This window comes from Streptomyces sp. NPDC045678, assembly GCF_056432085.1.
Genome location: NZ_JBWKJS010000006.1, coordinates 161,482 through 180,485, shown reverse-complemented (window position 1 = coordinate 180,485; position 19,004 = coordinate 161,482). Strand labels below are relative to the sequence as shown.

Genomic DNA, 19,004 nt, shown 5'->3' with positions numbered 1-19,004 from the left:
CCTCGATGGTCCGGGGCGCCTCTTCTCGTTGCGGAACCTGTGTCAGTCCCTGCTGGGCCTGCCGTCCTCCGGGTCCGGGGGCCCGTCGGTGTCCGTCGGGCCCGGGTCGGCCGTCGGCGTCGGGGTCGTCTTGGTCGGCGTCGGCGTCGGGGTCGGCGTCGTCGACGACTTCGTCGGGGTCGGCGTCTTCGACGGCTTCTTCGTCGGCTCGTCGTCGTCCTCCGGCGCCGTCGGCGTGCTCGACGGGTCCTTCGGGGCCTTCGACGACGGGTCGGGGACCGGCGCGATGGCGGCGCCCATGTTCGTGTCGAGGTCGAACGAGCTCGGCGAGCCCATGGCGTCGAACGTGTAGGCCGCCCAGATCTGGGCGGGGAAGCTGCCGCCGTCGACGCGCGGAAGGCCGGCCGCGCCCTTCATCGAGACCTGGTCGCCCTTGGCGCCCTCGCCGAACAGGCCGACGGAGGTGACGAGCTTCGGCGTGTAGCCGGTGAACCAGGCCGACTTGTTGTTGTCGGAGGTACCGGTCTTGCCGGCGACGTCCTGCGCGGGGTTGCGGACCGCGCTGCCGGTGCCGTCGTCGACCACGCCGGTCAGGACCGAGGTGATCGAGTCGGCGGTGCCGCGCTGGACGACCTGGTCGCCGATCGGGTCGGGCAGGTCGACCGTGCGGTCCTTGTGCTCGACGGAGCCGACCAGGGCCGGGGTGACCTTCTTGCCGTGGTTGTCGAGCGTGGCGTAGACACCGGCCATCTCCAGCGGGCTCGCGCCCATGGTGCCGAGAGTCTGGGCGGGCACGGCGGGGAGTCCCTTGACGTCCATGCCGAGCTTGCCCGCCGTTTCCATGACCTTGGGCATGCCCACGTCCACGCCCATCTGCGCGAAGACGGAGTTGATGGACTTGTTCATCGCCTTCTGGACGGTGACGGGTCCGTAGTCGACGCCGTCCTCGTTGGGCGGTGCGAAGGCCACGTCGCCGCCCTTGACCGGCCGCTTGCTGGTGCCGTCGTAGACGGTGCTCGCGGTGATCGGCAGGCCTTCCTGCGTCTTGGAGCCGTTCTCCAGGGCCGCGGCGAGGATCAGCGGCTTGAAGGTGGAGGCCGGCTGGTAGTCGCGGCGGGTGGCGTTGTTCGTGTAGTGCTTCACGTAGTCCTCGCCGCCGTACATGGCGAGGACCTTGCCCGTCTTGGGGTCGACGGACGCGGCGCCGGCCTGGACGCGGGCGTCCGCCTTGTTCTTCTTGCGGTCGAGCTTGTCGTTCAGCCTCGCGTCGACGGCCTTCTCGAGCTGCTTCTGCTTCTTGGGGTCGATGTTCAGGGTGACGGTGTATCCGCCGGCCTCGAACTCGGCCTCGCTGAGGTTGCTGTTGCGCAGGACCTCGCGCTTGGCCTCCTCCACCAGGTAGCCGATCTGGCCCTCGCGGCCGGGCGGCGCCTTGGGGTCCTTCGGCACGGGGAACTTCAGGCCCTCGCGCTTGCCGGAGTCCAGCCAGTCCTCCTCGACCATGTTGTCGAGGACGTAGTTCCAGCGCTGCTGGACGAGCTTCTTGCCGGTCGGCGTCGCGGCCGCCCAGTCGTACTGGCTCGGGGCCTGGAGGAGAGCGGCGAGGTAGGCGCCCTGCTGGACGTTCAGCTCCTTGGCGTCGACCCGGTAGTAGGCCTGGGCCGCGGCCTGGATGCCGTAGGCGCCGCGGCCGTAGTAGCTGGTGTTGATGTAGCCCGCGAGGATGTCGTCCTTGCTCTTCTCGCGGTCCACCTTCAGCGAGATGACGAGTTCCTTCAGCTTGCGGCTGATGGTCTGGTCCTGGCTGAGGTAGTAGTTCTTCACGTACTGCTGGGTGATCGTCGAACCACCCTGCTTGCCCTTGCCGGTCAGCGTGTTGAGGACACCGCGGGCCGTGCCCTTGAAGTCGATGCCCTCGTCCTTGTAGAAGGACTTGTTCTCGGCGGCGACGAAGGTCTTCTGGACGTCCTTGGGGACCTTGTCCAGGTCGACGATCTCGCGGTTCACGTCTCCGGTCCGCGCGATGACGTCACCGTTGCTGTACTTGTAGACGTTGCTCTGCATCTTCGCCGCTTCGTTGCCCTTGGGGATGTCCACGACGAGGTACAGGATCACGAAGCCGAGCATGCCGAGCAGGCAGAACCCGAGGAACGTTCCGAGGATCTTCTTCCAGGTGAAGAAGCGGCGTATACCGGTGCGCTTGCCGCCGGACGGGCGCTTGCGCGCTGCCCTGCGGGCCCCGCGCTGCCGCGCTTGTCGTTCTTCGGCTCGGCCCATGACTGAGATTGCTCCGCTTCGGTCTAGTCAACATGCGTACGTCGAGTCAGCTCATGAAGCTAACACCGCACCCTGGGACAAACTCCTGCCGATCCGGTCTTTTGCGGACGTGACAATGAGCACCTGCCCCTTAGGAACCGACGATCCCAGGGCCCGGATGGTTGCCCGGCCTCGTACGAATGTGCTCCACGTCCGACGTATGCACTAGGCGTATACACGGCACGTATACACACCGTGTAGAGTCCTCCGCATGTCCATTGGCCACACCCTTCTGGGACTCCTGGAGTCCGGCCCCCGGCACGGATACGACCTCAAGCGCGCCTTCGACGAGAAGTTCGGGCACGACAAACCCCTGCACTACGGACAGGTCTACTCGACCATGTCCCGCCTCCTGAAGAACGGCCTCGTCGAGGTCGACGGCATAGAGGCGGGCGGCGGTCCGGAGCGCAAGCGGTACGCGATCACCGAGGCCGGCATCACGGACGTCCAGCGGTGGCTCGCCACCCCGGAGAAGCCGGAGCCCTACCTCCAGTCGACCCTCTACACCAAGGTCGTCCTCGCGCTCCTCACCGAACGCGACGCCGCCGAACTCCTCGACGTCCAGCGCGCCGAACATCTGCGCCTGATGCGCATCCTCACCGACCGCAAGCGCAAGGGCGACCTCGCCGACCAGCTGATCTGCGACCACGCGCTGTTCCACCTCGAAGCCGACCTGCGCTGGCTGGAGCTCACCGCCGCGCGTCTCGGCAAGCTCGCCCAGGAGGTGCGCTCCGCATGACCCCCGCAGGTTCCCTTCTCGTGGCCCAAGGGCTCCGCAAGTCGTACGGCCCCACCACCGCGCTCGACGGCGCGGGCTTCTCCATCCACCCCGGTGAGGTCGTCGCCGTCATGGGTCCCTCCGGCTCCGGAAAGTCGACCCTGCTGCACTGTCTCGCCGGGATCGTCCGTCCCGACGAGGGCTCCATCACGTACAACGGCCGCTCCCTGACCGGCCTCTCCGACACGGAGCTGAGCGCGCTGCGCCGCAGCGAGTTCGGGTTCGTCTTCCAGTTCGGCCAGCTCGTCCCCGAGCTCACCTGCGTCGAGAACGTCGCGCTCCCGCTGCGGCTGAACGGCGCCAAGCGCAAGGAGGCCGAGGCCACCGCCCGCACCTGGATGGAGCGCCTGGAGGTCGACGACGTCACCGCCAAGCGGCCCGGCGAGGTCTCGGGCGGCCAGGGCCAGCGCGTCGCCGTCGCCCGCGCGCTCGCCACGAGCCCGCGCGTGATCTTCGCCGACGAGCCGACCGGCGCCCTCGACTCCCTCAACGGCGAGCGCGTCATGGAGCTCCTGACCGACGCCGCACGCTCGACCAACGCGGCCGTGGTCCTGGTGACCCACGAGACCCGCGTCGCCGCCTACTCCGACCGCGAGATCATCGTGCGCGACGGCAGGTCCCGTGACATGGAGCGGATCGTATGAGCGCCTGGACACGCGACCTCGGCATGGGCATACGGTTCGCCGCGGGCGGTGGCCGCGAGGGCTGGATCCGTACGATCCTGACCGCCGTCGGCGTCGGGCTGGGCGTAGCGCTGCTGCTCGGCGCGGCCTCGGTGCCCAACCTGCTGCACAACCGCGACGACCGCTCGTTCGCGCGCACACCGCACTCCTCCTTCGACGGCGGACCGGTCAAGGCGACCGACTCGACGGTGGTCATACGCAACACCGGCACCACCTTCCGCGGGAAGAGCCCGACCGGCGTGTTCCTGCGCGCCGACGGCAAGGACCCGGTGCTGCCGCCGGGACTCGACAAGATCCCCGGCCCCGGCGAGATGGTCGTCTCGCCCGCGATGCGCGACCTGCTCGACGACCCGGCGAACAAGCTGCTGAAGGAACGCTTCAGCGACTTCCGCGTGACTGGCACCATCGGCCGTGAGGGCCTCCTCTCACCGGTCGAGCTCTACTACTACGTGGGCAGCGACAAGATCACCGCGACGGGCAACAACTACCGCGTCGTGAGCTTCGGGCAGGACAACTCGCTGCCCCTCGACCCGTTCCTGATGGCACTCGTCGTCCTGATCTGCGTCGTCCTGCTCACCCCGGTCGCGATCTTCATCGGTACGGCTGTGCGGTTCGGCGGAGACCGGCGCGACCGGCGGCTCGCGGCCCTGCGCCTGGTCGGCGCGGACGCCCGTGCGGTGCGCAGGATCGCGGCCGGTGAGGCGCTGTTCGGCGCGCTCCTCGGGCTCGCGGTGGGCGCCGTCCTCTTCCTGCTGCTGCGTCAGCTGGTGGGCGTGGTCGACCTGACGAACGTCAGCGCCTACCCGTCCGACATGGTGCCTTCGGCGGGCCTGGCGGCGCTGATCGCGGTGGCCGTGCCGGTGTCGGCGGTCCTGGTGACGCTGATCTCGCTGCGCTCGGTCGCCATCGAACCGCTCGGGGTGTTCCGGGGCGGCAAGCAGCGCAAGCGCCGCCTGTGGTGGCGGGTGGCGATGCCGGTCCTCGGCATCGGCATCCTGCTCTACTCCGGCCGCATCGACCGCAGCATGGGCAACGACTCCGTCAACGTGACGGCGATCGCGGTGGGTTCGGCGCTCTCCCTGATCGGGCTCAGCGCGCTGCTGCCCTGGCTCGTCGAGGCCGTCGTGGGACGGCTGCACGGCGGTCCCGTGCCCTGGCAGCTCGCCGTCCGCAGGCTGCAGCTGACCACCGGCACGGCGTCCCGCGCGGTCAGCGGCATCACCGTCGCGGTGGCCGGCGCGGTGGCACTGCAGATGATGTTCGCCTCCATGCACGACGACTTCAACCGGATCACGGGGCAGGACACCACCCGCGCCCAGCTCACCGTCCGCAGTGGGAACGCCAGCGGCCCGCTCGCCCAGCGGATGATCGACGACTTCACCGCGACGAAGGGCGTCACCAAGGTCGTCGGGACCGTCCAGGCCTTCGTCACCCGGCCCGGCGGCAAGAAGGTCCGGGACATGACGCCGACCACGGAGCTGACCATCGGCAGCTGCGCGACCCTGCGTGAGCTGGCCCGCCTCGACTCCTGCAAGGACGGCGACACCTTCGTCGTGCACACCGGCAGCACGGAGCAGAACGGCTGGGTGGACGAGACGGCACGCCCCGGCAAGCCGGTCAACGTCGGACCCGACCCCGACTTCAACAAGGGCGCCAAGCCGGTCCTGTGGACGCTGCCGAAGGACACCCCCACCGTCGACGCCAGGAACAACCCGTCCGGCAGGAGGATCGACGGCATCTTCGCCACGCCCGGCGCCGTCGACATCGGGAAGCTGGACGACGCGTCGACGACCTCCTGGGTCAAGCTCGACCCGAAGGTGCCGGACGCCGAGGAGTACGTGCGCAACACGGCGGCCCGGATGGGTCCCTTCATCGGCGTGGACTCGCTGCAGTCGGTCGACCGCGACAAGCAGTACGCCTCCATCTCGCGCGGCCTGCAGATCGGCGCGAGCGCCACGATGGCGCTGATCGCGGCGTCCATGCTGGTGTCGATGATGGAGCAGCTGCGGGAGCGCAAGCGGCTCCTCGCGGTCCTCACCGCGTTCGGCACGCGCCGCTCGTCGATGGGCTGGTCGCTCCTGTGGCAGACGGCGATCCCCGTCGCCCTCGGCCTGGCCCTCGCCATCGCCGGTGGCCTCGGGCTCGGCGTGGTGATGACCCGCATGATCGACAAGGGCGTCACGGACTGGTGGTCATTCGTACCGCTGACGGGAGCGGGCGCGGCGATGGTAGCGGCGGTAACGCTGCTGAGCCTCCCGCCACTCCGCAGAATGATGCGCCCGGAGGGGCTGCGCACGGAGTAACTTCAGTGGACCCGGCCGCCCCTGGGGCCCCCGCAGGGGGCTCTCAGGGGCGCGGGGAACTGCGCGATCAACCCCCACCGGCCCGCGGATTCACACCACCCGCACCGGCAACGGCCGAACCGCCTCCTTCAAGGCAGACGCCAACTCCTCATACTCGGCGCCCCGCGCCGCCCCCGTACGCATGGCGAGCGCGATCCGCCGAGTAGGGGCAGGATCGGCGAAATACCCGGTCAAGAGCTGATTGCTGCGCGTCGTCTCCACCCGCACAGCCGTCCGCGGCAGCAACGTCACCCCCAGCCCACCCGCGACCAGCTGCACCAGCGTGGAGAGCCCCGCGGCCGTCGTGGTGACGGGCGCGTCCGCCCGCCCCGCCTCACGGCAGATGTCGAGCGCCTGGTCGCGCAGACAGTGGCCCTCGTCCAGGAGCAGCAGGTTCAGTTCCTTCAGCGCCTCGCGCGGGATCCCCTCCCGGCCACCGAGCCAGTGGTCGAGAGGGGTGACGAGCACGAAGTCCTCGTCGAAGAGGGGGAGTTCGGTGACGCCGGGCATGCCGAGCGGCACGGCGAGCAGCAGCAGGTCGAGCCTCCCCGCGGTGAGCCCTTCGAGCAGCGAGGAGGTCTGCTCCTCGTGCACCTGGAGGTCGAGGTCCGGGTACCTCTCGTGGACCAGGGCGATCACCGTCGGCAGCAGGTAGGGCGCGACCGTCGGGATGACGCCGAGCCGCAGCGCCCCGGTGAACGGCGCCTTGACCGCGTCGGCCTCCTCCATGAGCGCCTCGACCTCGTCGAGGACCGCCTCGACCCGCACCGCGAGCCGCTCGCCGGCGGGCGACAGGAGCACCTTGCGCGTGGTGCGCTCCAGGAGCTGGACACCCAGTGCCTCCTCCAGCGCGGCCACGGCTCCCGAGAGCGCGGGCTGACTCATGCCGATCGCCGAGGCGGCATCGCGGAAGTGCAGATGCTCGGCCACGGCGGCGAACGCGCGCAGCTGCGCCAGGCTGGGCTGCTTGCCGCTGGGTTGCTTGCCCCTATTTATGGCTCGCACTGATAACCACCTCCGATCAACACGACCCACTCTAGCTATTTCCCTAATCAATGCACCCTGTGCCACCATCGACATCAGTCCAACCCCACAGGAAAGTCCTCAAAAGGGACTCTCTCGCGCAAGGAGTACGTGTGCTCACTGTCGGTGACAAGTTCCCCGAGTTCGACCTGACCGCCTGTGTCTCCCTGGAGGCCGGCAAGGAGTTCGAGCAGATCAACCACAAGACCTACGAGGGCAAGTGGAAGATCGTCTTCGCGTGGCCCAAGGACTTCACCTTCGTGTGCCCGACCGAGATCGCGGCGTTCGGCAAGCTGAACGACGAGTTCGCCGACCGTGACGCCCAGGTCCTCGGCTTCTCCGGCGACTCCGAGTTCGTGCACCACGCCTGGCGCAAGGACCACCCGGACCTGACGGACCTGCCCTTCCCGATGCTGGCCGACTCGAAGCACGAGCTCATGCGTGACCTCGGCATCGAGGGCGAGGACGGCTTCGCGCAGCGCGCCGTCTTCATCGTGGACCAGAACAACGAGATCCAGTTCACGATGGTGACCGCCGGTTCCGTGGGCCGTAACCCCAAGGAGGTCCTCCGGGTCCTCGACGCCCTGCAGACCGACGAGCTGTGCCCCTGCAACTGGAGCAAGGGCGACGAGACCCTCGACCCGGTCGCGCTGCTCTCCGGCGAGTGAACGGAGCCTTCTGACATGGCACTCGACGAACTGAAGTCCGCCGTACCGGACTACGCCAAGGACCTGAAGCTGAACCTCGGCTCGGTCATCGGCAATTCGGACCTGCCCAAGCAGCAGCTGTGGGGCACCGTGCTGGCCTGCGCCATCGCGTCCCGCTCCCCGAAGGTGCTGCGCGAGCTGGAGCCCGAGGCGAAGGCGAACCTCTCCCCCGAGGCGTACACGGCCGCCAAGTCGGCCGCCGCCGTCATGGCGATGAACAACGTCTTCTACCGCACGCGTCACCTGCTCTCCGACCCGGAGTACGGGACGATGCGCGCCGGTCTGCGGATGAACGTCATCGGCAACCCGGGGGTCGAGAAGGTCGACTTCGAGCTGTGGTCCCTCGCGGTCTCCGCGATCAACGGCTGCGGCCAGTGCCTGGACTCGCACGAGCAGGTCCTGCGCAAGGCCGGGGTCGACCGCGAGACGATCCAGGAAGCCTTCAAGATCGCCGCGGTCATCCAGGCCGTCGGCGTCACGCTGGACTCCGAGGACGTCCTCGCGTAACGCACCCGAAGACACGACAGTGGGCCGGAACCCTCGGGTTCCGGCCCACTTCGCGTTTCCGGCGGACCGTCGGCCCGTACGCGACTACTGCGGCGGCGGATCCGTCGGCGCCGAGTCCTCCCGGCCGACGCTTTCCCGAGCCTCGTCCGCACGGGCGTCGTCCACCCGCGCCGCGCCCACGGGCGACGCGTCCATCGCCGTCGCGCCCCGCGGCTGCGGCGCCTGCTTGAGCGCGGCCTCCCTGGAGTACGCCCGCAGGTAACCGACGACCGTGTTCGTGACGGCCACCAGCGGCACCGCCACGACCGCGCCGCCGACCCCGGCGATCATGCCGCCCGCGGCGACCGAGAGGATCACCGCCAGCGGATGGACCCGCACCGCGCGGCCGAGGATGAACGGCTGCAGGATGTGCCCCTCGATCTGCTGCACCGCGAGGACCACCACGAGCGCCATCACCGCGGTGAACACGCCCTGCGTGACCAGGGCGACGACGACCGCGAGGGCACCGGAGACCACGGCACCGACCAGCGGCACGAACGCGGCCAGGAAGATGATGACGGCGAGCGGCACCGCCATCGGCACACCGAGGAAGTAGATGCCGAGGCCGATGAAGATGGCGTCGATCAGAGCCACTATCACCGTGCCGCGCACATACGCGGTGAGGGTGCGCCATGCCCGCGGACCCGCGCCCGCGATGCCGGGCCGCGCCTGGGCGGGCACCAGCTTCAGGAACCACTGCCAGATGCGCTTGCCGTCGTAGAGCAGGAAGAGCGTCGAGAACATCGCGAGCAGGATGCCGGTCAGCGTCTCGACGATGACCGTGACGCCTTCGAGGCCCGCTGAGGTGAGCTCCTCCGTGTTGGCGCCGACCGCGTCGCGCAGGCTCTTGGCGATGTCGTTGATCTGGTCCTCGGTCACGTGGAACGGGCTGTTGAGGAGCCACTTGCGCAGATCCTCGATGCCGTCCTGGACCTGCCGCGACAGTTCGTCGGCGTTCTCCATGACCTGCCACACCACGAACCAGCCGACCAGCCCCATGATGACGAAGCCGAGGATCGCGGTGACCGCCGTCGCGAGACCGCGCGGCAGACCGATGTTCCTGAGCCGGGCCACCGTGGGCTGCAGCAGCGCGGTGATCAGCAGGGCGGCCACGAACGCGAGCACCACCAGCTGCACCGCGCTGATGACCTTCATCAGGACCCAGAGGGTGCCCGCGAGGACGAGCAGCCGCCAGCCGGCCTCGGCGGCGACGCGCATGCCCCAGGGCACGGCGTCCACGGGTTCGGGTCTGGCCGCTATGGCCGGCGCGTACGCCGGCGGCGCGGGCACGTGGTCGTTCTCCTCCGCGGAGGAGTCTCTCGGCTCGTCGGTGTCCGAGTCGGCGTCCCTGTCGCGGCGCTGCTCGTTCAACCGCTCGCCCATCCCGCTCAGTCCGGCGCCGAGCCGGCCGAGCCACCCTGGCACTCGCGACATGATCCGTCCTTTACCCCCGTCTTTCCCCACCACTCCTCCCCGGAGCTGTCCGGACCGACCGTACACGGGCGAGGCCCCTCACCGTAGGACGGTGAGGGGCCTCGCGAGGTTGAGCGCGGTACGGCCGCGGAGGGGCCTAGTACCAGCTGTTCGCCTGCCAGAAGCTCCAGGCTCCGCACGGGCTTCCGTAGCGGTCGTTCATGTAGTTCAGGCCCCACTTGATCTGCGTGGCCGGGTTGGTCTGCCAGTCGGCGCCCGCCGAGGCCATCTTGGAACCGGGCAGTGCCTGGACAAGGCCGTAGGCACCCGAAGAGGCGTTGGTCGCCTTGTAGTTCCACGTGGACTCGTGGTTGACGATGTTGCTGAAGCACTGGAACTGGTCCCCGGGGACCATCTGCCGTGCCATCGCCTGGACCTGGGCGACCGTGTAAGAGCCCTGGGGCTTGAAGTCGGAGGCGTCGCGGGCGGAGGAGCGGCTGGCCTTGGTCTCGGCCTTCTCCTCACGCTCCTTCTTGAGCGCGGCCTTCTTGGCCGCCTCTTCCTTCTCCGCGGCCTTCTGCTTCTCGATCGCCGATGCGGCGGCCTGCTTGCGGGCCTCCTCCGCTGCGGTCTTCTTCGCTGCGGTGTCGGCGGCCATGGCCTGCGCGTCGGCCTGCTGCGTCAGGGACGCGGTCTGGACCTGGGCCTGCTGACCCGCGGGTATGTCTGCGAGGAGCGTCGCGTCGCTTGCCGCTGCCTCGATGTCGTTCGTGTTCGAGGGCTGGGTGTCGCCCGAGGCGACACCCACGACAGCGCCGACGGTGGTGACCGCGGTGGCAGAAGCCACGGCGAATCCCCGGACCGAAATCCGGCTCACACGGTTTCCTTCCAGCATCGCCCGCATAGGTGACCTCGCGGACGCAATCGTGCCCCTGGCGCTGGCCTCCGCTGTCCATCGGTCACGGGAGGCACGGACCCGGTGGACAACTCCCGTGCCGGGAGCGTCGCGTGGTGCTTCGGGCGGCATGCGACGGTCACTATGAAGTTCTGTGGTGCCTGAGTTGTCGTACCTCCCCCACTGCTTAAAGCGTGGGAGGTACCCCCAGGTACACGTGTGTCGCATGCGGGGCCTGACAGGACCCAGACTCTGCCCCAGCCGGACACCGCAAGGCAATTCTCCGTTGCGTGGGAAAGCTCACACCCCGTTTGCCCCAGGAGTTTTTCGGAAACAGGGGTGCAGCAAGACGCCGCCCGGCTAGGCTCCTTCGCTTTGCCGGACGGCGTCCTGTGTGGTGCAACTGCCGTGAACCGCCTCAGATGTGACCGTCCTCCAGCATTTCGGTCACCAGGGCCGCGATCTGCGACCGCTCCGAGCGGGTGAGCGTCACGTGGGCGAAGAGCGGATGGCCCTTCAGCTTCTCGACGACGGCGACCACGCCGTCGTACCGCCCCACGCGGAGGTTGTCGCGCTGCGCCACGTCATGGGTCAGTACGACACGGGAGTTCGCCCCGATCCGGGACAGAACGGTCAACAGGACGTTCCGTTCCAGGGATTGCGCCTCGTCCACGATCACGAACGCGTCGTGCAGCGAGCGTCCGCGGATGTGGGTGAGAGGGAGCACTTCGAGCATCCCGCGCGCGGTGACCTCCTCGATGACCTCCTTGCCCGCCACCGAGCCCAGCGTGTCGAAGACCGCCTGCGCCCAAGGGCCCATCTTCTCGGCCTCGGTGCCGGGCAGATAGCCGAGCTCCTGCCCGCCCACCGCGTACAGCGGCCGGAAGACCATCACCTTCTGGTGCTGCCTGCGCTCCAGGACGGCCTCCAGGCCCGCGCAGAGCGCGAGCGCCGACTTGCCGGTGCCCGCGCGGCCGCCCATCGACACGATGCCGACGTCCGGGTCGAGGAGCAGGTCGAGCGCGACCCGCTGCTCGGCGCTGCGCCCCTTGAGGCCGAACGCCTCGCGGTCGCCGCGCACGAGCCGGACGTTGCCCTCGGCCGTGACACGGCCGAGGGCCTTGCCCCGCTCCGACTGGATGGTGAGGCCCGTGTGCACGGGCAGGTCCGCCGCCTCGGGGACGTAGAGGGTGTCCTCTTCGAAGAGGAGGTCCACCTGTTCGCCCGAGAGCGTCAGTTCGGACATGCCGGTCCAGCCGGAGTCCGTGATGGCGAGCTCGGCGCGGTACTCCTCGGCGAGGAGGCCCACCGACGACGCCTTGATTCTGAGCGGCAGGTCCTTGGAGACGACCGTGACGTCGTACCCCTCCGCCTGGAGATTGCGTGCTACGGCGAGAATCCGTGAGTCGTTGTCCCCCAACCGGTAGCCGGCCGGGAGCACGCCGGGATCGGAGTGGTTGAGCTCGACGCGCAGCGAGCCGCCCAGGTCCCCGATGGGGATCGGGGCATCCAGGCGGCCGTGCCGGATACGGAAGTCGTCCAGCAGGCGGAGCGCCTGCCGGGCGAAGTAACCGAGCTCCGGATGGTGCCGCTTGGCCTCCAGCTCCGTCACCACGACGATCGGCAGCACGACTTCGTGCTCGTCGAAGCGGGTCAGGGCGTTCGGGTCGGCCAGCAGGACGCTGGTGTCGAGAACGTAGGTGCGCCTGTCGGGCATGCGGCGCTTTGTGCTGTTCACCACGGAAGGACGTACCCCCTCGGATGAGGTCGGGGAGCGACGGGAGGGATACCGGGTGCGATCCGGCGGGTGTGAGCCGGACCGGTCACGGGCCGCGCTGCGCGGGCCGAGCACCGGCCCTCCACGTCGCCCGCGCTGCTCACACGGTCGTCCTGGTGCAAAGGGCCTCCCGGGCGGACGGCCCATGCCGCCCGCTGAGATACGACGTCCCTGTCGGACACTGCTCGGACGTCGACCTGGAAGGGGTATTCCCTCGAACATGCGCAGCCATGCCAGGGCATATGACGACGCGTTGGTTAACTCTGGGTGTCCCCGACCTCAGGGGCGCTGTGGAGTCATCCCCCGTAACGGCGGTGGCGGGCCGCGTAATCACGCAGCGCACGCAGGAAATCGACCTTTCGGAAGGCCGGCCAGAAGACTTCGCAGAAGTAGTACTCGGAGTGAGCGGACTGCCAGAGCATGAACCCGGAGAGCCGCTGCTCACCACTCGTACGGATCACCAGGTCGGGGTCCGGCTGGCCGCTGGTGTAGAGGTGCTTGGAGATCTGGTCGATGTCGACGCTCTCCGCGACCTCCGCCAGGCTGCGGCCCTTGTCCGCCTGTTCCAGGAGCAGCGAGCGGACCGCGTCGGCGATCTCCTGGCGGCCGCCGTAGCCGACGGCGACGTTGACCAGTATCCCGGTGTTGGTGCGGGTCGCCTCTTCGGCTTCCTTCATGACCATCTGGGTGTGGGCGGGCAGCAGGTCGAGCGCGCCGACGTGGTGCACGCGCCAGCGGCCGTCGGCGACGAGCGAGCGGACGGTGGCCTCGATGATGCCGAGGAGCGGCTTCAGCTCGTCGTCCGGCCGGTCGAAGTTGTCGGTCGAGAGCATCCACAGCGTGACGACCTCGACGTCCGTCTCCGCGCACCAGCCGAGGAACTCCTCGATCTTGTGTGCGCCCGCCTGGTGGCCCTGTGCGGTGGTCCCGCCCGCAGCCTTCGCCCAGCGACGGTTGCCGTCGAGGATGACCCCGATGTGCTTCGGCACCTGGTCGTGGTCGAGGCGGCCTTCCACCCGGCGTGCGTAAAGTCCGTACACCAGGTCGCGCAGGTTCACGTGTGTCAGCCTCCAGCAGATGGCGGTCTCCAGGGGCGCGCCCAGAGCAACCCCGAGGGCGACACCCTACCGCCGCTCGAGCGTCCCTCCACAGTCGGGGCCCAGGCTGCTGAAGTAGCTTCGTACCCATGAACGACACGTCTATGTATCGCGCGGCACAGGACCGGTACGACTCGATGGAGTACCGCCGTACGGGTCGCAGCGGCCTGAAACTCCCCGCCGTCTCGCTCGGTCTCTGGCACAACTTCGGCGACGACAAGGCCCTCGACACGCAGCGCGCGATCCTGCGCCGCGCCTTCGACCTGGGCGTCACCCACTTCGACCTGGCGAACAACTACGGGCCGCCGCCCGGTTCCGCGGAGCTGAACTTCGGCAAGCTCTTCGCACAGGATTTCGCCCCCTACCGCGACGAGCTGGTCATCTCGACCAAGGCGGGCTACCTGATGCACCCCGGCCCGTACGGCGAGTGGGGCAGCCGCAAGTACCTGCTGTCGTCGCTCGACGCGTCGCTGGAGCGCATGGGCCTCGACTACGTGGACATCTTCTACTCCCACCGCTTCGACCCGGACACCCCGCTCGAGGAGACGATGGGCGCCCTGGCCTCGGCGGTGCAGCAGGGCAAGGCGTTGTACGTCGGCGTGTCGTCGTACAACAGCGAGCAGACAGCGGAAGCGGCGCGGCTGCTGCGGGAGATGGGTGTGCCCGCGCTCATCCACCAGCCGTCGTACTCGATGATCAACCGCTGGACCGAGGACGACGGGCTGCTCGACACGCTGGAGACGGCCGGCATGGGCTGCATCTCCTTCGTGCCGCTCGCGCAGGGTCTGCTCACGAACAAGTACCTGAAGGGCATCCCGGAGGGTTCGCGCGCGACGCAGGGCAAGTCCCTCGACCCGGATCTCCTGAGCGACGAGGTCGTACGCCGCCTCAACGGCCTGAACGACATCGCGGCGGCCCGCGGCCAGTCGCTGGCCCAGCTCGCCCTCAACTGGGTGCTCCGCGACGAGCGCATGACGTCGGCTCTGATCGGCGCGTCCAGCGTCAAGCAGCTGGAGGAGAACGTGGCGGCGCTCGCGGGCCCGAAGCTGACGGACGAGGAGCTGACGGCGATCGACACGTTCGCGGTGTCGACGCCGGGCACCAACATCTGGGCCGGACGAGGCTGATCCGGCGCGGGTGGACGCGAGGGAGCCCCGGGCGGTGATTCCGCTCGGGGCTCCTCGCCGCGTGCCGGGCGTGTCTGCCTGGGTGCCGGGCGTGTCTGCCTGAGTGTCGGGCGTGCCGGGCGTGTCGGTCTGTCAGGCGCGCGGGCGCTTGAACCAGGCGCCCGCGGCGCTCTGCGAGAGCAGGATCACCGTGGCGATCGCGCCGAGCAGCGGCAGCAGGCCGCCCGGGTTGCCGGCGGCCGTGCCGCCGAGCCCGAAGAGGATCTGCACGCTCATCAGGACGATGCACGTCACGCGGATGCCGTGGCCCGCACTGCCGAAGCGGAAGGCCATGCCGGCCGCGACGAGGAGGCAGATGTTCACGCCGAGCGCGGCGCCGCCCGTCTCCGGGTTGACGGCGGCTATCAGGATGATGCTGCCGAGGACGGTGAGCCCGGCGAGCACCCATATGACGATCTGGGCGGCGCGGACGACGCCGGGCATCTGCGGCGGCCCCATGGGCCCCTGCCCGTAGCCGTACCCATACCCCTGTCCGTATCCCTGCCCGTACGCGTGGGCGGGGTCCTGGGCGGGGCCGTTGTACGTGGGGAGCCCGGGCTGGGCGGGCGCCTGCTGCGGAGGGCCGGACTGGTGCGGAGGGCCGGGCTGCTGCGGAGGGCCAGACGGCGGGGGGAATTGGTTCGACATGTCCCTGACGATAACCGGATGTCGATCTTCCGCGGATCTCCGGCCGACGCGGGCGCGAACCCCCTGCCCACGCCCCGGCGGAACGAAATCCTGCCGCGTCGTGCAACGAAATCCTGCCGCGGCCCGTGGCACAAAAAATCGGGCCGGTCCGTGGGGGGGAGACGGACCGGCCCGAGGGGGGGTTTCCACCATAACCCTTCGTAAGTGCTGCTGGGTGCATTGGCGCCCCACAACTACTCTCCGAGACCGGCCGACGACTGCGCGATCCCGTTCTACCGGCGGAATTACGGGTTCGAGGGCGAATTTCGGCCGGGCGCGGCGGTAACCCCCAAGAGGGACCCCTCGGACGTCGCGTGCTTGACGCGCCGGAGTGCCGGGCCGCTAACTTCGCGGACATGGCGACGATGAAGGTATCCGCCCCCTCGCAGAACCTTCCGATCCCGCTGGAGATCGCGGACTCGCCCCGGGCGCGGCGACGCGGCCTGCTCGGGCGCACGGGCGTGTCGGGGGCGCTCCTGCTGACTCCGGCGCGCGGCGTGCACACCCTGGGGATGCGGTTCGCCCTCGACGTGGCGTACCTCGACCGCGAGTGGCGTGTGCTGTCCGTCCGCACGATGCGGCCCGGCCGCCTCGGGCTGCCGCGATGGCGGGCCAGGCATGTGCTCGAGGCGGAGGCCGGGGCGATGGCGCGGTGGGGCGTACGCCGGGGCGCGCGGATCGTCGTGGACGGTGCCGGGCGGAGCGGCGTGTGACGGCTCGCGGTGCCGCGCGGCCCCCTCCACCGCACGGCACCGCACGCGCGATTTGCTCACGCGAATTAGCCTTGGTCTGAACTTACGCGACGCTCACGGGCGGAACGAGCCAGTATTGATAACGATGCGGAATCAAGCCTTCTGGTTCGGGCCGTACGTCACGAAGTGAGCTGTTGGACCGTTCTGCCCGTTTGGATGCGCTAAGCGGTATTAGGCGGCGCTATCGGCGTTGTTGGGGGCGGCGGCGGAGCCGCGAACGGCGGTTCCGGACCCGACCCCGCCCCCGGACTCGGACCCGGCCCCGGATTCAGACTCGGACTCGGACTCGGCTGCGGCCTTGTTCGCCATCACCTGCTGCATGTGCTCGTCCCCCCACAACCCCAGGGGCACCAGCGCCGTGTTGAGGGATTCGCCGAGGGCGGTCAGTGAGTACTCGACCTTCGGCGGCACTTCGCGGTACACCTCGCGGTGCACGATGCCGTCGGACTCCAGCTCGCGGAGCTGCTGGATCAGCACCTTCTCGCTGACACCGGCGATGTGCCGCCTGAGTTCACCGAAGCGCAGCGTCGTTCCCGCGTGCAGCGCCCAGAGGATCATCGGCTTCCACTTGCTGCCGACGACGTCCACCGCGGCGTCCAGCCCGCAGGCGTACGGTTCACTGCGCTTGGCCACGGTCAACTCCTCGCCTTCACCCCTCACTTACCCGTTCGACAGTACCGGCTTGCGCAGGTCGAAGAGGTGCCGCGTGCTGTGGGCCACGAAGGGGCCTTCCGCCTGGATACGGTCGTGGAGCTCGCGCAGCCGCGGCCGGTACGCGTCCACGGTGAAGCCCGGGACCATCCACACCACCTTGCGCAGGAAGTGGACGACCGCGCCGATGTCGTGGAACTCCATGCGCAGCCGCTCCGCGCGCAGATCCACGACCTCGAGCCCCGCCGCCTCGGCCTCGGCGCGCTCAAGGTCCGGGTGGCGGGCGTTCCTGATGTCCTCCGGTTGCGGGCCGAGGAAGTACTCGACGACCTCGAAGACACTGGCGGGCCCGACGTGCTGCGCGAAGTACGCACCGCCGGGGCGCAGTACGCGGGCGATCTCGTCGAAGTGGGCCTTGACCGGGTGGCGGCTGGTGACGAGGTCGAACGCACCGTCGGCGAACGGCAGCGGCGCGTCCTCCGGCGCCGCGACGACCGCGACGCCGCGCGGGTGCAGCAGGGCGGTGGCCTTCGCGACGTTCGCGGGCCAGCCCTCCGTGGCGACGGCGAGGGGCGGCAGCGTGGCGGCCGAGGCCAGCACTTCGCCGCCGCCGGTCTGGATGTCGAGGCTCGCGGAGGCGCGGGCGAGCCGTCGGGCCATCGACTCCGCGTACCGCCACGAGGGCCGCGCCTCGGTGGCTCGCCCCTCGAACCAGGAGAAGTCCCACCCTTCGGTCGGCGCGGCCCCGGCTTCGGCCACGAGGTCGTCGAAGGTGCGGGGGGTCTGCCCCTGGTCTGCGGGATTGCTGTTCATGGGGCAATCCTGACATCAGGGGCGCGTGGGACACATCTGGGTTTCGCCGACCGCGTCGCCGCCGCGTCGCCCTCGCCTCTCCCCCTTCGGTGTGCCTCAGCCGCTGGTTTCCGTGCCGGGGGCGTTGTCCGTCGTGCCTCGGGGGAAGGACACCTCGACGCGGCGGTTCTTCTTGCGGCCCTCCTCCGATCCGTTGTCCGCGATCGGGTAGTCCTCGCTGTAGCCGCGCACGGAGTACGTGACCTCCGGGCCGAGGTAGCTCGCGAGCTTGTCGTGGACGATTTCCGCGCGTTCGCGGGAGAGCTTCTTGCCGTGGTCGTAGGAGCCGAGGCTGTCCGTGAAGCCGAAGACGCGGACGTCCGTGGCCTTCTGGGCCTTGGCCTCCTCCGCGATCGCCTTGATCCGGGCGGTCGCCTCGGGGTTCAGCTTCGGGCTGTCCTTGGGGAACAGGACCTCCGCCTGCAGCGCGAACTTCACGTCGGTGTTGGTGTCCTCGCGGCGCTCCTCGCCGCCGAGGTCTTCGACGACGGACTTGATGTCCAGCACCTTCGCCGGCGCGAGCGTCGCCCCGTCGGCAAGCTTCAGCCCCGGACTGGTGGAGTCGACTTCCGGGGGCGGAGAGGTGGTGGTGCTGCCGGGTGGGGCGGGGGGGTCGTCGTCGGCGTGGGCCGACGGGGCGATGAGGATCAGGGTCGTGAGGGTGGCGGCGCCCGCGAGGTGGCGGAGGTGGCGGGTCATGCGGTCACTCGCCCTGGGAGATCTCGATGGGGGCGGGGGGCATCGACCCCACCTGGAAGGTGACCTTGTCCGTTCCTTCTGGGGGGGCGGGGAACTGGGCGAACCAGTTCGCGGTCTCTCCTTCTCTCACCCGCCCATTGAACTTGGTGCACAGGCATCGGCCTGAAGTGTCCCTGAGGACGAGGTACTTCTTCTTACCCTCACTGTCCACGAGAGCGGCGCCTGAAAGAGACCCCCCGTTAGACCGCAACTCTCTCTCGTCGCTAGACCAGTTGGCGCCCATCCAGGACTGGTTGCCGTTGTTCGTCACCGTTCCGGACACGGTGACGAAACCGCCAGCGTCTCGAGAAGCCGATGTGATGCTCACCCCGATGTCGCCGTCCTTGGTCTCCGCCAACACCGCATCAGCGGAGGGAGCACCGGTCTCCTCCGGCCCTTCGTCGCCACTTCCTTTCTCTGTCGATGATGACCGTTCCGCCTTTTCGGGCTTGTCATCATCTCCCCCGCCACCGCAGCCTGCGACCGTGAGGACCAGACCGGTCGTGATCGCCACAGCGGCCATTGCCCTACGGGCCGTCGCGGAACGCCGAATCGCAATCACCACGGCTCCCTTCTCATCG

General features: G+C 69.2%; 18 protein-coding genes. 7 read left to right on the top strand and 11 right to left on the bottom strand.

What is annotated here, in order from left to right:
• Positions 1–42 precede the first annotated feature (42 nt).
• Complete coding sequence (locus AC07DO_RS22070) at positions 43–2,277, bottom strand: transglycosylase domain-containing protein (protein ID WP_479061894.1); 2,235 nt, start codon at positions 2,275–2,277, stop codon at positions 43–45.
• 250 nt (positions 2,278–2,527) lie between these two features.
• On the opposite strand from AC07DO_RS22070, the gene AC07DO_RS22065 reads away from it, so the two are divergent.
• Genes AC07DO_RS22065 through AC07DO_RS22055 form a run of 3 tightly spaced genes read left to right on the top strand, consistent with a single transcriptional unit; the run spans position 2,528 to position 6,080 of the window.
• Positions 2,528–3,055 carry a PadR family transcriptional regulator gene (locus AC07DO_RS22065; protein WP_150171593.1) on the top strand — a complete coding sequence of 176 codons (528 nt, stop codon included), beginning with the start codon at positions 2,528–2,530 and terminating at the stop codon, positions 3,053–3,055.
• Positions 3,052–3,738, top strand: a complete 687-nt coding sequence (locus AC07DO_RS22060; RefSeq protein WP_479061891.1) for an ABC transporter ATP-binding protein — start codon at positions 3,052–3,054, stop codon at positions 3,736–3,738. The genes AC07DO_RS22065 and AC07DO_RS22060 overlap by 4 nt, the downstream gene beginning before the upstream one ends.
• Positions 3,735–6,080 carry an FtsX-like permease family protein gene (locus AC07DO_RS22055; protein WP_479061889.1) on the top strand — a complete coding sequence of 782 codons (2,346 nt, stop codon included), beginning with the start codon at positions 3,735–3,737 and terminating at the stop codon, positions 6,078–6,080. Before AC07DO_RS22060 ends, AC07DO_RS22055 begins: the two co-directional genes overlap by 4 nt.
• Before the next feature lie 90 nt (positions 6,081–6,170).
• Here AC07DO_RS22055 and AC07DO_RS22050 read toward each other — a convergent pair whose 3' ends face one another.
• Positions 6,171–7,124: a LysR substrate-binding domain-containing protein gene (locus AC07DO_RS22050; protein ID WP_479061887.1), complete on the bottom strand. Its 954-nt coding sequence runs from the start codon at positions 7,122–7,124 to the stop codon at positions 6,171–6,173.
• 131 nt (positions 7,125–7,255) lie between these two features.
• Between AC07DO_RS22050 and AC07DO_RS22045 the strand changes: the two genes are divergently transcribed.
• Both AC07DO_RS22045 and AC07DO_RS22040 read left to right on the top strand, forming a co-directional pair.
• Positions 7,256–7,810 (top strand): peroxiredoxin, encoded by a 555-nt coding sequence (locus tag AC07DO_RS22045; protein WP_030358042.1) that lies wholly within the window; start codon positions 7,256–7,258, stop codon positions 7,808–7,810.
• Between the two features lie 15 nt (positions 7,811–7,825).
• On the top strand, positions 7,826–8,356 hold the full coding sequence (locus tag AC07DO_RS22040) for an alkyl hydroperoxide reductase (RefSeq protein ID WP_361181900.1): 531 nt from the start codon (positions 7,826–7,828) through the stop codon (positions 8,354–8,356).
• Positions 8,357–8,440: 84 nt separating this feature from the next.
• Here the strand turns inward: AC07DO_RS22040 and AC07DO_RS22035 are convergent, their stop codons facing one another.
• From AC07DO_RS22035 to AC07DO_RS22020, 4 genes are all read right to left on the bottom strand, one after another.
• Positions 8,441–9,829 carry an AI-2E family transporter gene (locus AC07DO_RS22035; RefSeq protein WP_479061885.1) on the bottom strand — a complete coding sequence of 463 codons (1,389 nt, stop codon included), beginning with the start codon at positions 9,827–9,829 and terminating at the stop codon, positions 8,441–8,443.
• A gap of 136 nt (positions 9,830–9,965) precedes the next feature.
• Positions 9,966–10,685, bottom strand: a complete 720-nt coding sequence (locus AC07DO_RS22030; RefSeq protein ID WP_479061884.1) for an aggregation-promoting factor C-terminal-like domain-containing protein — start codon at positions 10,683–10,685, stop codon at positions 9,966–9,968.
• A 436-nt stretch (positions 10,686–11,121) separates the two neighbouring features.
• A complete protein-coding gene (locus AC07DO_RS22025; protein ID WP_479061883.1) occupies positions 11,122–12,444 on the bottom strand; it encodes a PhoH family protein in 1,323 nt (440 codons plus the stop codon).
• A 332-nt stretch (positions 12,445–12,776) separates the two neighbouring features.
• Complete coding sequence (locus tag AC07DO_RS22020) at positions 12,777–13,538, bottom strand: isoprenyl transferase (protein WP_150216450.1); 762 nt, start codon at positions 13,536–13,538, stop codon at positions 12,777–12,779.
• Positions 13,539–13,666: 128 nt separating this feature from the next.
• On the opposite strand from AC07DO_RS22020, the gene mgrA reads away from it, so the two are divergent.
• The gene (gene mgrA, locus AC07DO_RS22015; protein ID WP_479061882.1) at positions 13,667–14,704 is read left to right on the top strand and encodes an L-glyceraldehyde 3-phosphate reductase; all 1,038 of its coding nucleotides are present in this window, start codon (positions 13,667–13,669) and stop codon (positions 14,702–14,704) included.
• A 132-nt stretch (positions 14,705–14,836) separates the two neighbouring features.
• Here mgrA and AC07DO_RS22010 read toward each other — a convergent pair whose 3' ends face one another.
• The gene (locus AC07DO_RS22010; protein ID WP_479061881.1) at positions 14,837–15,391 is read right to left on the bottom strand and encodes a hypothetical protein; all 555 of its coding nucleotides are present in this window, start codon (positions 15,389–15,391) and stop codon (positions 14,837–14,839) included.
• 395 nt (positions 15,392–15,786) lie between these two features.
• Here AC07DO_RS22010 and AC07DO_RS22005 point away from each other — a divergent pair, with 395 nt between their 5' ends.
• On the top strand, positions 15,787–16,143 hold the full coding sequence (locus tag AC07DO_RS22005; protein ID WP_479061880.1) for a DUF192 domain-containing protein: 357 nt from the start codon (positions 15,787–15,789) through the stop codon (positions 16,141–16,143).
• A gap of 210 nt (positions 16,144–16,353) precedes the next feature.
• Here the strand turns inward: AC07DO_RS22005 and AC07DO_RS22000 are convergent, their stop codons facing one another.
• From AC07DO_RS22000 to AC07DO_RS21985, 4 genes are all read right to left on the bottom strand, one after another.
• Complete coding sequence (locus tag AC07DO_RS22000) at positions 16,354–16,815, bottom strand: winged helix-turn-helix transcriptional regulator (protein ID WP_479061879.1); 462 nt, start codon at positions 16,813–16,815, stop codon at positions 16,354–16,356.
• 27 nt (positions 16,816–16,842) lie between these two features.
• Complete coding sequence (locus AC07DO_RS21995; protein WP_479061878.1) at positions 16,843–17,646, bottom strand: class I SAM-dependent methyltransferase; 804 nt, start codon at positions 17,644–17,646, stop codon at positions 16,843–16,845.
• A gap of 96 nt (positions 17,647–17,742) precedes the next feature.
• Positions 17,743–18,384: an OmpA family protein gene (locus AC07DO_RS21990; RefSeq protein WP_479061877.1), complete on the bottom strand. Its 642-nt coding sequence runs from the start codon at positions 18,382–18,384 to the stop codon at positions 17,743–17,745.
• Positions 18,385–18,388: 4 nt separating this feature from the next.
• Positions 18,389–18,982: a hypothetical protein gene (locus AC07DO_RS21985; protein WP_479062469.1), complete on the bottom strand. Its 594-nt coding sequence runs from the start codon at positions 18,980–18,982 to the stop codon at positions 18,389–18,391.
• Positions 18,983–19,004 lie beyond the last annotated feature (22 nt).